Below are 14428 nucleotides of genomic sequence, written 5' to 3'. Positions count from 1 at the left end.
TGTTGACCAATGGAAGAATTGATAGCCCAATATACGGGTGCAAACGAAGATGAAAGGCTAACTCGGCAATATATCGCTCAGCTAGAGTTTGATACTACGATACATAAACTCACACCTTATTTACTTAAAGGAAAATCAGTATGTGAGTTAGGAGCGGCAACGGGGCGCTATTCCTTACATTTTGCAAAATTAGGTTGTGATGTTACAGCAGTAGAACTTGCGCCTGACCAAGTGAAGATTTTAAATACTAAAGTAAAATCTGAAGGTCTTGAGTTAAAAGTGTTTGAGGGTAATGCTTGTGATGTGTCATTTATCGAAAGTAGTTCTCAAGACGTTTGTGTAATTCTTGGGCCCTTGTACCACCTAAAAACTCTGCATGAAAGAGAGCTTGCGGTTAATGAAGCACTAAGGATTTTAAAGCCAAATGGTGTACTAGCCATAGCCTATATTTCACGTTTCTTTGTCGCTGGTATGTTTGCCCAACAATTTCCAGAGCTAGTCACTCCGGAGGTGCTTCTAGAGTTAAATAAACATGGCACGGTATCAAACGCTAAAGCCGATAGTTTTTTCAAGGTCGGGTATTTCGCAACGCCTAGTGAAATTGAAAATCTTGTAAACAAAAATGGGTTTAATGTAATTGGACACGCAGCAACAGATGGATTTGGACGTTACATATCTAACGGTGTTAATAACTTTACGCCATCTCAATATCAGACATGGTTAGATTATCATTTAGCAAATTGCGACGAAGCAAGCCTTTTGGGATCAAGTAATCATGGTTTAGTGATCGCTAGAAAAGCCAGTTCACAAAGCAGTTAAGTCGGATTCATAAGCGTGTGCCGATTCCGTTTCGCTTCATTATGGCACACGTACACTCACCGTTTATTGGGACGTTAGCTGTTCTATTAGTATCAGAGGGAATATGTTTAAATTCGTAAGGTTGATAGTGCTATCAAATTTATTAGCACTGCTAATTGTGGTTACTTTCGAGTATTTCACAGGCTATTTGAAACTAGCATTTTCTAGTGATTATGCGTTCTATTCAATGCTAATTCTTCTTGCTCTGGGTTCACTTTTGTCTTTTTCCGGTCATAAGGTCGGATATAGTGACCCTAGTAACATGGCTGGCGTTTCTGCTAGTTCGTTAATTGAAAACGAGTCTGCTAAATCAACCATTGTGACAAAATTAGAGAGTACGTCTGTTGGGCACAGCTTATTGCTCGCTAGTTTGTTGCCACTACTTTATTGCCTACTATCGTAGCCATCACCTAATAGATTGTTTAACTGGATTCCAAAACGCTCGGCACTTTTGTAATGGTCGGCTTTTGTGGGTAAGGTAGTCATATTAGTTTGGTTGCATTTTTCACTAGTTAACTAGGCTTATACGAGCTTGAAAAATATAACATGGAGAGTGAATTGAAAGATTACGAAGTTTATCTGTTCGATATGGACGGAACATTAGTAAATTCAGAGCCTTTAAAGGGCAAAGCGTTAGCATTAGCTTGTTTAGATTATGGCGCACACGTAGACCACAACATTTACAAAGATGTTATGGGGGAAAGTTGGCAGGTTGTAACGGGTCACTTTTTTGAAAATGCAAATATTGCTCCTGACTTAGAAGAGTTTAATTGCCACTTTCGAGCTTATTACGAACAGATGCTCAATGATGATCTTGAGCTAAATGTTGGGGCTAAGGCTTACATAGAACAGTTAAAACTAGCAGGGAAAAAGTGTGGAGTTGTTAGTTCAGCAGCAACATGGATGGTTGATAATATTTTAACCTCGTTGCAGCTAGAGAATGCTTTTGACCTTGTTATCACACAGGAGCATGTAACTAAGCATAAACCGGATCCTGAAGCCTATACTTTAGCTCTTGGTAGATTAGCGGCTTCACCTGGCCAAACAATTGTGTTTGAAGATTCCACAGCGGGTATTCGTGCTGGTAAATCTAGTGGCTGTGACGTCATTGCTGTTAAGCATAGCTTTAATGGTAAAAATGATCTAAGCGGTGCAGTTAAAGTAATCAGTACATATGAGGAATTGCCCCGTATAAAAAACGAGTATGGGATTAGTAATTTAGACCGAGTAACTGACTTCTAAGTATTGCTTTGCCATGTTGGTCTGCGGCATGAACGCTAAAGTGTTTTTTAGTTAGAGCGATACCGCTGAAGTAAGAATCATCAGACATGTTACCTCCGGTGTAATCCCACTTAAGTGTTAACACTGATCATTTAAGCATTTTCCTGATCAGTTGAACGATCCTACAGATGGTTAACAATACCCTTAAGCACTTTTGTTTAAGGGTATTTTTTTATGCTGTCACACTGGTTAATCGATGTTGACGATTTTGCTAATCCAGAATCTCTTTCTTTGTTCCAAAAAGACCTTCCGCTAGATTGGATAAACCAAGCTTTATCTGAAACGAACAAAGCGAGCATGCGCCGTAGAAAGTTACCTGCCGAACTTGTTGTATGGTTAGTCGTTGGTATTGGTCTATATCGAGATAGACCGATTACTGATGTACTCGATAAACTCGACCTCAAATTGTCTAATTCATTGGGTGAAACAATTGCACCTAGTGCAATTCCTCAGGCAAGAAAACGCCTCACCGCTAAGCCTTTAAAGTCATTATTCTCAATCACAGCAAAGCACTGGACACAGTCGGAAGATGCGGGTGATAAATGGAATGGTTTGAGCCTATTTTCAATCGATGGCACACAGTTTAGAACTCACGACAATCCAAGCTTAGCTGAGCATTATCAATATGTTTACTACCGAAAAGACAGGCACACTGAATATCCAATCGTTCGAATGTGCGCACTCACATCACTACGGAGTCGACTTATTCATGATGTGGCTTTTGGGGAAAGTTCTAAAGGTGAAATCAGCTATGCAAAAGATTTAATTTCATCAGCAGTCCCGAATTCATTGACCATTTTTGACCGTTGCTACTTGAGCGCAGAACTTATGCTTAACTGGCAACAAGAGCATGGGACAAGTCACTGGATGACGCCAATAAAGTCGAATGTGAAATATGAAACCATCGAGCAACTCGATGATGATGGGCGAGATCTGATTGTAGAGATGAAAGTCTCTCCACAAGCTAGAAAGCAAGACCCGAGCCTCCCGGAAACGTGGAAAGCTAGGCTGGCTCTATACCCCGATGATGGTGAACAACAACCCAATCATATACAAGGGCTGCTGACTTCTCTAACAGATAGAAAATACAGTTTAAAATCATTATTAGATGTGTACTTCGAAAGGTGGGAAATCGAGAATAGTTATGGCGAGATTAAGCATGACATGCTTGACGATGAAATTCTGCTCCGCAGTCAATCTGTAGAGGGTGTAGAGCAAGAGATATGGGGTATCCTTATCGCGTATAACTTAATCCGCCTGGAGATTAGCCGAATAGCAAAAGAGGCTGAAGTCTCACCACTTAGGATAAGCTTTACGATGGCACTTCGAGATATTCAAGATGAGCTAATGTGGTGTGCTATCGCCTCCCCAGGTTCGGTTCCCAAAAAGCTGCGAGCTATGAGAGAGCGAGTGAAACGTTATATTTTGCCCGAAAAACAAAAACGGCCCAAAGATAGGACCGTTCGTTTTAGTAAGACTCGCTACACTGTGCGATCTAAACACCTTAAATGATAGGTGTTGACTTAAGTGTGGCAGTTCCTCAGGAGGGGGAGCCCATATTATTCGCTATGGCGCATTGTCGACTTTTCATCATCAAGGAGAGTTTATGTCTATACCCAAGAAGTCACTATTGAGCGAGTATTCTAAAAACTCATATTTCTGTGATAGCTTTTCGAAAAAAATAAAATACAACAACCAAACTGCTATTGAAGTATTTCTTGAAATAGCAACTCAAACACCGACTTGGATTTCATTTCTGATGTCTACGAGAAACTGGGTTGTATCTAAACTCGGTTTAAAAAACTTGGGGGGTCTACAAGATGTATCCCGAGATAAATTAGGTTCAGAATATGTAGTAGGCGAACGAGTCGGTATTTTTACACTGGTCAGTTCAACTGAGAATGAAGTTGTATTAGAAGACTGTGATAAACATCTTAATGTCCGAGTTTCTTTTCTTATTGAGCCTGAAGGAGAAACCGCAATTGTTCACGCAAATACCGTGGTTCATGTGAACAATGTGTTTGGTAAGACCTATATGTTCTTCGTTACGCCATTTCATAAAATAATAGTACCAAGCTCCCTGAAAGGGTTAGAACAGGCATAACAAATAGGGATTGAGTATGAATACGATACTTTAATTGGGCAGGTGAAAGCTATAAATCAAGAAATATAGCTAGTAATTTGAGCAGACAGTTAACACTTGGCCGTTGCCGTTGCCGTTCGGCTTTGCTTTAGTGATTTAGATGGTAGATTTGAGTGTGTTTGGTTACGTTATTGGGCGTTAGCTTACAAAGATGAAAAGGAACGTTCGATGTTTAAAATTGAGACAAAGAGACTGATTATTAGGGATATGAATCCTAGCGATGAAGATGCCTTCGTAGCGATGTCTCAAGATGCTAAATATCAGCGTTTCTATGATGAAAGTGACTGTGATCCTATTAAATATAAAGAGTTAACCAACTTGTTTATAGCCCAGGTTTCTGAAGAACCAAGGAAATCATATCAACTCGCAGTTGAATATAAGAGCACAGGGCAGTTCATTGGTACTGTTTGTTTGCGTTTAGAAGACAATCAGCAAGCTTCAATGGGGTGTGCGTTTTCAAGATCGTATCAAGGTCATAAGTTAAGCAATGAAGCGGCTCTCGCTTTGGCTGATTTTGGTTTTTCAACATTGGGTGTACACCGCATTTATGCGGAGACAATCAGTAAGAATTTACCTGCCATTAAGCTCTGTAAGTCTTTAGGTATGCGTCAAGAAGCGCACTTTAGAGAGCATCGTTTTTTCAAAGGGCGGTGGTGGGATACCGTAGTTTTGGCTGTCCTGCGATCCGAATGGGTCAAGGCATAGCCAAGTGGCTAATGTAGATTCGATGTACTTTATAAACAAGGCTTAGATCCGGAACAAGGTTATTCTGCTTTGATACTTTGGTTAGGTAGTATCAAGGTGAAGCTACTTGGTTTTGGGGAATCTGCTTTCATTACTTGCCACGATTATTTAGAAAGGCCACAGTAAGATAGCTGTTGGCTAGGTAATTGGTTGTTCGTTGTCTATAGGAGGTATAACTGTGTTTTATAGTAAGGAATACAACAAGGGGTTACTGCTCATCCTTGTTTCGATAAGTGCTTTCATTGTCATTACGTCTGATAATAACTCCGGAACATTCATCGCTCACGCCATCAACGGGTTAATTGCTTTGCTCTTTTTCTCCATGACAATTGAAGTCAAAGGCAATGTATTGAGCTGGTATTTCGGTTTTGGTTTTTGGCGTAAGAATGTAGAAGTGTCAGACATAACGGAGACATCGTTTTATCAAAGCAAGTGGTATCAAGGTATTGGCATCCGCATGTTGAGCGATGGTTGGTTGTATAATGTATCGATAGGTTCAGCGCTGAAGTTAAGTTTAAGCAATGGAAAGCACGTTTATATCGGTTGTAAGGATACAGACGGTTTAAATACGGCCTTGAAAGCTGCTAACGAACAGATAACTCAAAAGTGATTTACAAGGCTTGGCACTTTTCATTTAAAGTTTGACTAATGTTTAAGGTCATATGGTTTTGGGGCAGTAGTGTTGCTCGGACCATAAACGTGAGGCGGACAGGGAAAGTTATGAATCAACAAGAAGCCTTTATAGGATTTGCGGTCTATGGGGTTATCAGTAGTTTAATCGGATTTTTTACGTTTTTTATTATCAAAGGTGCGAAGTACAAACAAACATTGTGGACTTTGGAGTCTGTTATGTTTGGTATCTTCGCGATTGGTTTTATCTATTGTTCAGGTGGTAATGGGCCAGAATTGTTGGTCTGGATTCCGCTTGTTACTTTAATGTCTATTTACAATGTCCACTCTTTGAAATTTTGTGGTTCTTGTGGGAAAACTAACGTAAGAAAAAGAGGGTTATCATCCATAAAATCATGTAGCGGATGTGGTAATGCTTTATAGTAAAACTACGATATGCCAGACGTTTGTTCATTTTTAGTTTCAGCCTTAAAAGGAAGTTGTATGAATTTAGATAAAGCTAAAAAACGTATCGCAAAGCAGGTTAAAAAAGGCGACAACGGATACCCAAAAATCACGCTAGCGTATTACGGAACGACAAAAGATCTCGCAACGGAAGTTTCGGTTCAATTTATGTTGGGTGAGAGCGATGGTGTTCAAGAGGAGCGTTTCTCTTGCGAAACAGAAATTCGAGATAATGAGTTAATCCAGACAACGTTACTCAAGATAATCGAGCGAGCGAATGTTAACTCAGTGATTGAAGTTGAAGGCGTGACGGTTCTTTAGTTTGCTTTGAGTCTAAGCGTTTGTTTATTAATGTCGGTTTGGAACCTAATTCAGTCAGCGAACTTAGGTTATAACGAAATTGTCTATATACGTGCTTAAAGGAATAGGGAAATGCAAGAAAATGACACTGTATTACGATGTGGAAACTGTAATAAGAAAACGTCACACATCAGGTTAAGCGCGTCCGAAGTGAAGTTAAAACAGCAGGAGAAAAACACCCTCAAGTCACGAATTCTAAATATTGCATTCGGCGTGTTATTGGGTTCACATAAATCAAAATCAAAAATTAGCTACTTCAAGTGCTCGGTTTGTCATGCTGAGTATGATGATAGCGAAAGCGCTCCCCATGGTTGGGGCTAATTGACCTTGTTGTTATGAACAGAGGAAACGTTTAAGGCAGATTCCCAGCCTTTCTGGTTTGTCGAGCCTAGACGTTAACAGGGTATTCTGGATTTAAATAGGTAAAGGTAATTTGTGATTGAATTTAAAACGGTCGGTCTTTTTGTACTGACGGCAGTAGCTGAGATTGTAGGGTGCTATTTACCATACCTTTGGTTGAGAGAAGATAAGAGCATTTGGTTACTGATTCCCGCTGCGATAAGTCTCGCGTTATTTGCTTGGTTATTAACGCTTCATCCTACCGCGACAGGGCGTGTTTATGCTGCGTATGGCGGTGTGTATATTTCAGTTGCTTTGATATGGCTGTGGCTTGTTGATGGCGAAAAGCCAACAACGTGGGATTTAGTTGGTGGTTCTGTGGCACTATTGGGTATGGCGATTATTATGTTTGGCCCTCGAAACGCGTAACTCGTGCGTTAAGTGACAGGAAGAGATTAAAACCATGGAAAAGGTTGATTGGCACAAAAATCAGATTGATGATAATACAGTGATTACGAACAGCTACAAAACGACTCAGAACGTGCGTCGATATTTTAAGTCCAAGCTTGGTAAGCAGTTTAAATTCGACCGTGATTTTATGCAGTGGATGAACAATGCGACAGGGTTGACTATGGGTGATGCCTTGCAAGAGTGGGCGAAGCGTAATCACGTCGATAGTTAAGCTTTACGAGAATACAGTAAAATACCTACCCACAAAAATACCGCCGATAATATCGGCGGTATTTTTTATTGAGCTTATCGTTCATGTTCTTAGGGCAATTGCCCTAGTTGATTGAAGCTAAATCAACTGTGTCAATCTCACCTTTTTGCTCATTAGCTACTTTCCAATCTCCACCTAAGGCTTTATATATTGCAATCGTAGTATTGGCGGTTTGCAGCTTGGCCGCTACTTGGCGATCTTGCATCGCTTTTTGTTGTCTTTGTGCGTCTAACACCGACAAGTAATCGACTAGCCCCGCTTTGTATAGCGACTTTGCCTTGCTCACCGCGTTATCAACGGCAAGGGTAGCTTCATCGATGCGTTTTTGGTTCTCTTGGCTACGGCCATAGGCAAACAAGCTTGAATCGACTTCTGCAAAGGCGCTGTCGACAGAGTGTTGGTAGTTAAGCGCTGCAGAACGGAACCTTGCTTCGTTCATTTCTACCATGGCTTCGCCTCGGCCACCATCGAATACATTCCAACTGATACCGGCAGATGCAGCCCAACCGAATGAGTCGCTACTGAACAGGTCATCAAAGCTTCCAGCCGTCACACCTGGCGTACCCGTTAGGAAGAACTTTGGATAGCGATTAGCAATGCTTGCACCAAGTTCTTCGTTAATGGCTGCCATTTCGCGTTCTGCGATTCGGATATCTGGGCGTCGTTCTAATAAGTCAGAAGGTAAGCCTGTTGGAATTACATCGTTCATTCGCGGAAGGGTGAATTCACCGACTAAACGTCGGTTTACGCTCGTGAGTGATTCGCCTAACAATACCGCCATACGTTGTTTGTGAACTTGCTCTGCTATTTCAAGTTGAGGAACAATAGATTCAGTCGCCGCAAGCATGGCTTTAGCTTGAGCAAGATCTAACTCAGCCCCGTAGCCGCTGCGAACCACTTTGGTGACCAATTCTAAAGTCTGCTTTTGGTCGGCTATGTTCTCTAGTGCGATCATTTTTCGCTCTTGCGCGCCACGATATTGCAGGTAGTTGTGAATGATATCGGCAGTGATCAAGGTGTTCAAGCCTGATTGGAATATCTCGGCTTGTTCAACTCGAATCGTCGCTGCGTTGGATTGTTTGTCGATACGTCCAAACAAGTCCATTTCCCACGCGATGCTCGCACCTAAGAATCCACCATCGTGTTGAGCTTCCAGCAACGACATGCCCGTTGCTGACTCAACCGCATCAGAGGCACCAAATACCGGGCCGAGTAGGGAGTCGTTCTCACTCAGTTGGTAGTTGTAATAACCACCACCGACGTTAATGGTCGGAACCTTGAATGATTCGACCACGCTTTTGTATGAGTTCGCCATGTTGATTCGCTCGGCTGCCAGTTTAAGTGGGATGTTCTGGCTTTGAACATCGGCCACTAACTGATTGAGCGTTGGATCATTGAACTGTGTCCACCAATGGTTGTTCTGTTCGTTTTGGCTCACGCCGTCTTGGTTCACATCAGCTTGGCTATATAAGAACGTCTCTGCGATAGTCGTTTGCGGTTCTTCGTAATCTGGGCCAACCGCGCAACCTGTCAGCAACAAAGCGAGCGCTATAGGAGCGACTTTAAACTTAGTTAATGGATGCATGTTTATTGCTCCTTGTTGAATGAAGTTGTATTGCCGCTGTTTGAAGGCTGAGGTGTTGCATCAAGCACAATCACGGCGTCTTTGATTGCTTCTGCTACTGTCTTTTTTTCTTCAGTTCGATAGAAAAGCTTGTACAGCGCAGGCATTACAAACAGAGACAACACGGTTGCTGCAGCTAAGCCACCGATAATGGTTGCTGCCATCTGGTCAAACAGTAGGTCGCTTAACAACGGGATCATGCCAAGTGCTGTAGTAAGTGCCCCCATTGAAATCGCCATTGTGCGGTTCACGGTTGCTTCTTTGATGGCGTCAGATAGTGAGCGCCCGTTCTTACGTTCAAGTTCTATTTGGTCCATCAATACAATGCCGTTTTTGATGATCATACCTGTTAAGGTTACGGCGCCAATCAATGCCATAAATCCGAATGGTTTATCCAATAGCAATAAGCTGAATGTGGCACCCGTCGCTGCAAGCGGTAGGGTAGTGAAGATGATTACTGGTTGTTTGAAGCCGTTAAACATCGCCACCAAGATGATGATCATTAACAAGATTGCTTTAGGTAGCTGTTTAAGAATATCGCTGACGGCTTTGTGCTCGTCGTAATATTCGCCACCCCATTCAAGGCTATAACCATCAGGCAAATGAATCGCTTCAATTTGGTCTTTGATTGAGTTCCTCACCGCTGCTGGTGTGGTGTAACGACCGACACCTGCTTGTGCTGTGATGGTTTTTACACGGTCACGGCGCCAAATCATGGTTTCTTCGCTGCTTAATTCAAATCCATCGACAACTTGGCCAAGTGGAACACTGTGGATGCCCAACAGAGATCGAACGGGCAACGTTTCCAATGACTGAATCGAACTCTTTGTGCCTCGCAGTTGAATTGTGACCAGTTCATCGTTTAAGTTCATACGACCCAAAGGCATGCCTTCCGAAGCTCGCTTCATCGCGAACGCAATATCCGCGCGGTTTATACCTGCAGAGCGCATCTTTTCTTGGTTGATGACAGGCTCAAATACTTTACTTTTCTGTCGCCAGTCGTCACGAACGTACTTGGTGTCTGGGTGTTCTGCGAAGATTTCTTTTGCTTGCTCAGATAGATCGTGTAGAACGTCTACATCAGGGCCAGAGAAGCGGGCTTCTACACTGAACTTATCTGAGGTTGCTAGTTTCAAACCTCTAAAGCGGGGATCAGCGCTTGGAAACTCTTCCGTTAACCATTTATCACCGCGGGCAATCAATGGGCTCAATGACGGGAAGTCTGTCGCGTTGATTAGGATCTGGCCGTAAGCTGGATCGAATGGTTCTGGCTCGATCGTCACAGAAAAACGAGGAGCACCAGCACCGACATAAGTCGAGATACTTTCAACTTCTGGTTGTTCTAATAACCAAGCCTCAATGCGTTTCATGTCTTCAGATGTTTGTTCCACTTTAGCGCCATTCGGTAACCAGTAATCCAAGAACAGGATTGGTCGGTCAGCTTGTGGAATAAAGTTAACGGCAATGCTTGGGATTGCAAATGCGGTCACTAATATCAATGGTACCAAGGCACTCAACGCCTTCAGTGGGTTATCTACTGTCCAGTTAACACTCTTACGGTATAAGCTGACTTTGGTGTTTTCGCTCTGTTTGGTTGGTTTAATGAATATCCAACACATTAGCGCCGTGAAGGTCATGGCAACAAACCAAGACAACAGTAACGAAGAGGCGATGATCAAAAATACAGAGCTAGAAAACTCGGCGGCATCTGTTTTCGAAAAGATAACCGGGCTGGCACCCATGATAGCGATAACGGTCGCACCAAATAGAGGCGTTCCTGTTTCTTTTACTGAATCTATCGCCGCTTGAGTGCGATCAATTCCTTTGTTGATCTTTACGATCATCATATCGGTGATAACGATAGCATTATCAACCAACATACCTAACGCTAAGATAAACGTGCCTAACGACACCCTATGCAGGTCTATAGACGCTAAGTTCATATAGATTAGAGTGAGTAGGATAGTCAGTATAAGACTGGTCCCAACGATATTCGCACTCTTCAAGCCCATAAAAACGGCAAGAACAATGAATACTATCGCGACACTTTCAACCAAGTTGTTGACGAAGTTGTCGATCGATTTTTGTACTTCTTCCGGTTGGTTCGCTACGGTGGCAATATCAACACCGAGTGGGAGAGTAGCTTGGAACTCGTTGACAATACGATTGATGTCGTCGCCTAATGAAACAACGTTGACGCCAGTAACAGGGCTCATCGCTAAGGTCACGGCTGGTAAACCGTTGTAGCGGTTCTCTGTCATCATTGGTTCTTGGTAACCCATGGTTACTTCAGCAATGTCACCTAGGCGAATCAAGCCTGTGCCTAGCTCACTCACACCGCCTTTAAGCATCAAGTTCTTGATGTCTTCTAGAGATGAAAACTCACTTGATTGTTGAACGCGGATTCTCTCGCCACCTGCTGCGAATTTACCGGCATCAAAGGTGGTGTTTTGTGTGTTCAGTTGGCTCCATACTTGCGCCATCGATAGGCCGTATTGAGCCAATCTTTCATCTGGGATATCAATATGTACAACGCGAGGTTGAACACCGTGTAGCTCAACTTTCTTAATACCATCAACGGTTTTAATACGTCGTTGCAGCTCTTCTGCGTAACGGCGCAGTTCGACAGGTGATGCATCTTCACTGTGTATCGAGAAAAGCATCCCATACACTTCAGAGAACTCGTCTTGTACGACACTGATCTGTGCAGTCGAAGGCAATAACAGTTTCATGTCAGATACTTTGCGACGCAATAAGTCCCACTCTTGAGGAAGTGCTTTTGAATTAAGAGACTCTTTGAGATCGACAAACACCATCGACATGCCAGGGCGAGAGAGTGAACGAAGTCGGTTTAATGATCCCATCTCTTGCAGTTTAGTTTCGACGGTATCAGTAACTTGCTGTTCCACTTCTTCCGCAGAAGCACCGGGGTAGAGCGTTACTACGACGGCCGTTTTGATGGTGAAGCTTGGATCTTCGAGCTTGCCAAGATCAAAATAAGAAAACAGGCCTGCGATGACACTCAGTGCAGTGAAAAACAGGATGAAGGTGCGTTGTTTGATTGCAAAATCAGCTAGATTCATCATGGTTCACCTACAGGCTTTTAACTTGAATATTGGAGAAGTATTGTCCTTCCACCACGTATTGCGCGCCACTCACGACCACGAAGTCGCCATCGTTGAGCGTCGATTCAACACACACAGTGTTTTTGGACATAGAAATCACATCCACAGTCACGCCATGAGCTTGTTCATTTTTAACCGTGAATACTTGCTCGATACCCGTTTGATTGACTAACGCAGAATATGGCAAACAGAAATTACTGCTCGCTTCTCCAAGTTGAGTCGTCAATGTGACCGCTTTTCCAGGTAATACCGATTTGTCAGTGGAGTCGACATGGTAAGTAACCGCATAGGTCTGCTTGATTGGGTGAGGTGACGTCGAAATTTCAGCGGCATAACCAATTAGTTTAGTCTCTGAACCATACCAATCTATGACAGAACTTTGATTTGGTTTGAACTCATGAATCAAATTTTCAGGTACTTGAATTTTAACTTCAAGTTTATCTGGATTGTGGATTGTGAACACCGAGATGCCCGGCATTACTTGTTCGTACTGGTCAAAATTGGATGCCGCAACCACACCATCGAAAGGGGCGAGCAATTGGGTATAACGAATCGAATCTTTCGCACGGCGTATATTCTGTTCTACGACTTTAACCGCCGCTTCACTTCGCTCGTACCCGCTAATAGCACGGTCTAGGTTAACATCGGCAATCGCATTATCAGCGATGGCTTGTTTTACGCGTCCAAGTTCGGATGTCGCCAATTTGTGTGCAGATTTAGCTTCAAGGGCTCGTGCTTGTAACTCTTCTAACGCGACTTGATAGTCATGAGGGTCTAACTGCGCAAGTGGTTGCCCTTTTTTTACTGAATCACCAACAGAGACCATCATATTTTGAATAGTGCCAGGCACACGAAACGCAACGCCAGCCGTTTCCGATGATTGTATCTTGCCAGTAAAAGACTTTTCAGCCGTATGTGAAAGAGGCTCAAGTTGAATCACTTGAATTGGTCGAGCTTGTTTTTGAGGCGCAGTCGCCTCTGAGTCATTACAGCCAAACAGGGCGGTTAAGCTTAGTGCAATGACTGTATATTTGAATATAGGTGTCTGTTGAAAAGTAGACGAACGTTGAAAAATAGATGAATGTTGAAAGATAGGCTTCATGGATTGCTCCTCTTGAATTTATGAAGCGATTCTATCTTTCTATTTCGTTAGGATAATCTAGCCTGCTCGTGAAACACTGTCACAATATTCATTACAATAGTTAGAGTTTCGGAAGTTCTTGTAATAGAAAATCAATCAAAAGCTGCGCTGAATGGCTTAATGCTTTACGTTGAGGGTAGAGCAGCCATGCTTCTTCTTTTTGAAGATCCTCGTCGGGGAACAGGTTAATCAAGGAGCCGTCTTTGAGTTGCTGTCGTACCAATAGTTCTGGTAACAACGCGATGCCTCGATGTCGAATTACGCCGCCTTTCACGAAGCCAATGCTGTCGCTCACAACCGAAGGTTCAACTTTGATGGTGTGATCTTTGATGTCCCATTGTTTATCGATGTCCCCACTTGGCCACCTGAAGCAAACAAATGGGTAATTGGTGAGCTCTCTTAGGTTTGAGGGCTTACCTTGTTTCTCAATAAATTCTGGGCTTGCGACAAAAATACGTTGAAGAACCATCACTTTACGAGCAACCACGTTTGCGTCGCTCAACGTACCACCATGCATAGCGAGGTCTAACCCTTGACGGTACATGTCGACAAAGCCGTTACTAATGTTGCGAATATCAAGTTCAACCTTAGGATACATATCTTGGAATTTAAACAGAGTCGACTGCATGATATCGCTGGTTTCAGGCAATAGACCAATCTTAATTTGTCCATGTGCAACTTCTGAAAGGTTGGAAGCGACATAGTTCGCTTTGTCGAACGCACTTAATGCATTGAGTAGTTCTTTGTAATACAACTCGCCAGATTTGGTTAAGGAGAGGCTTCGTGTGGTTCTAAAGAACAGTTGAATGCCGAGAGACTTCTCAAGGTCATTAATTCTACGGCTAACATTAGCACGGGGAAGGTCAAGTGCGTTGGCGGCGGCAGTAAAACTACCCAGCTCGACGACAGTGGTAAATAACTTAAGATCTTCGATTTTCATAATGATAGGTTCGAATATGAGGTTGAGTGTCTAACCGATATCGTATATCAAACTGCACATTAAATCGAAAACAACAAA

15 protein-coding genes are annotated in these 14428 nt (G+C 42.8%); 11 read left to right on the top strand and 4 right to left on the bottom strand.

Going from position 1 to position 14428, the window contains the following annotated elements; genetic code table 11:
- The first annotated feature begins 9 nt into the window (after positions 1-9).
- The 11 genes from OCV30_RS07740 to OCV30_RS07690 all read left to right on the top strand — a co-directional run bounded on the left by OCV30_RS07740 (position 10) and on the right by OCV30_RS07690 (position 7481).
- Positions 10-819, top strand: coding sequence for a class I SAM-dependent methyltransferase (locus tag OCV30_RS07740; protein WP_009846786.1), 810 nt, complete (start codon positions 10-12; stop codon positions 817-819).
- A gap of 103 nt (positions 820-922) precedes the next feature.
- The gene (locus tag OCV30_RS07735) at positions 923-1261 is read left to right on the top strand and encodes a hypothetical protein (RefSeq protein WP_083994552.1); all 339 of its coding nucleotides are present in this window, start codon (positions 923-925) and stop codon (positions 1259-1261) included.
- A 143-nt stretch (positions 1262-1404) separates the two neighbouring features.
- Positions 1405-2100 carry an HAD family hydrolase gene (locus tag OCV30_RS07730; RefSeq protein ID WP_065677998.1) on the top strand — a complete coding sequence of 232 codons (696 nt, stop codon included), beginning with the start codon at positions 1405-1407 and terminating at the stop codon, positions 2098-2100.
- A 213-nt stretch (positions 2101-2313) separates the two neighbouring features.
- Positions 2314-3651, top strand: a complete 1338-nt coding sequence (locus OCV30_RS07725) for an IS4 family transposase (protein ID WP_065680110.1) — start codon at positions 2314-2316, stop codon at positions 3649-3651.
- A gap of 94 nt (positions 3652-3745) precedes the next feature.
- The gene (locus OCV30_RS07720; protein ID WP_065680417.1) at positions 3746-4243 is read left to right on the top strand and encodes a DUF2867 domain-containing protein; all 498 of its coding nucleotides are present in this window, start codon (positions 3746-3748) and stop codon (positions 4241-4243) included.
- A 207-nt stretch (positions 4244-4450) separates the two neighbouring features.
- Complete coding sequence (locus OCV30_RS07715) at positions 4451-4987, top strand: GNAT family N-acetyltransferase (RefSeq protein ID WP_065680416.1); 537 nt, start codon at positions 4451-4453, stop codon at positions 4985-4987.
- A gap of 196 nt (positions 4988-5183) precedes the next feature.
- Positions 5184-5636 (top strand): hypothetical protein, encoded by a 453-nt coding sequence (locus OCV30_RS07710; RefSeq protein ID WP_065680415.1) that lies wholly within the window; start codon positions 5184-5186, stop codon positions 5634-5636.
- 110 nt (positions 5637-5746) lie between these two features.
- The gene (locus tag OCV30_RS07705; RefSeq protein WP_065680418.1) at positions 5747-6079 is read left to right on the top strand and encodes a hypothetical protein; all 333 of its coding nucleotides are present in this window, start codon (positions 5747-5749) and stop codon (positions 6077-6079) included.
- 60 nt (positions 6080-6139) lie between these two features.
- Positions 6140-6421, top strand: a complete 282-nt coding sequence (locus OCV30_RS07700; RefSeq protein WP_009846780.1) for a hypothetical protein — start codon at positions 6140-6142, stop codon at positions 6419-6421.
- A 474-nt stretch (positions 6422-6895) separates the two neighbouring features.
- Positions 6896-7228, top strand: a complete 333-nt coding sequence (locus OCV30_RS07695) for a YnfA family protein (RefSeq protein ID WP_004733816.1) — start codon at positions 6896-6898, stop codon at positions 7226-7228.
- Between the two features lie 34 nt (positions 7229-7262).
- Positions 7263-7481: a DUF6434 domain-containing protein gene (locus OCV30_RS07690; RefSeq protein ID WP_065680414.1), complete on the top strand. Its 219-nt coding sequence runs from the start codon at positions 7263-7265 to the stop codon at positions 7479-7481.
- A 103-nt stretch (positions 7482-7584) separates the two neighbouring features.
- On the opposite strand, the gene OCV30_RS07685 is transcribed toward OCV30_RS07690, so the two are convergent.
- The 4 genes from OCV30_RS07685 to OCV30_RS07670 form a co-directional block, all read right to left on the bottom strand.
- Positions 7585-9105 carry an efflux transporter outer membrane subunit gene (locus OCV30_RS07685; RefSeq protein WP_065680413.1) on the bottom strand — a complete coding sequence of 507 codons (1521 nt, stop codon included), beginning with the start codon at positions 9103-9105 and terminating at the stop codon, positions 7585-7587.
- 2 nt (positions 9106-9107) lie between these two features.
- Complete coding sequence (locus tag OCV30_RS07680) at positions 9108-12227, bottom strand: efflux RND transporter permease subunit (protein WP_209439712.1); 3120 nt, start codon at positions 12225-12227, stop codon at positions 9108-9110.
- Between the two features lie 10 nt (positions 12228-12237).
- Positions 12238-13371: an efflux RND transporter periplasmic adaptor subunit gene (locus tag OCV30_RS07675; RefSeq protein ID WP_065680411.1), complete on the bottom strand. Its 1134-nt coding sequence runs from the start codon at positions 13369-13371 to the stop codon at positions 12238-12240.
- Between the two features lie 100 nt (positions 13372-13471).
- On the bottom strand, positions 13472-14350 hold the full coding sequence (locus OCV30_RS07670) for a LysR family transcriptional regulator (protein ID WP_065680410.1): 879 nt from the start codon (positions 14348-14350) through the stop codon (positions 13472-13474).
- Positions 14351-14428: the final 78 nt, after the last annotated feature.

Source organism: Vibrio atlanticus (assembly GCF_024347315.1).
Lineage (GTDB): Bacteria > Pseudomonadota > Gammaproteobacteria > Enterobacterales > Vibrionaceae > Vibrio > Vibrio atlanticus.
Note: the sequence above shows the minus strand (reverse complement) of the source record. Positions and strands in the feature narration are given on the sequence as shown.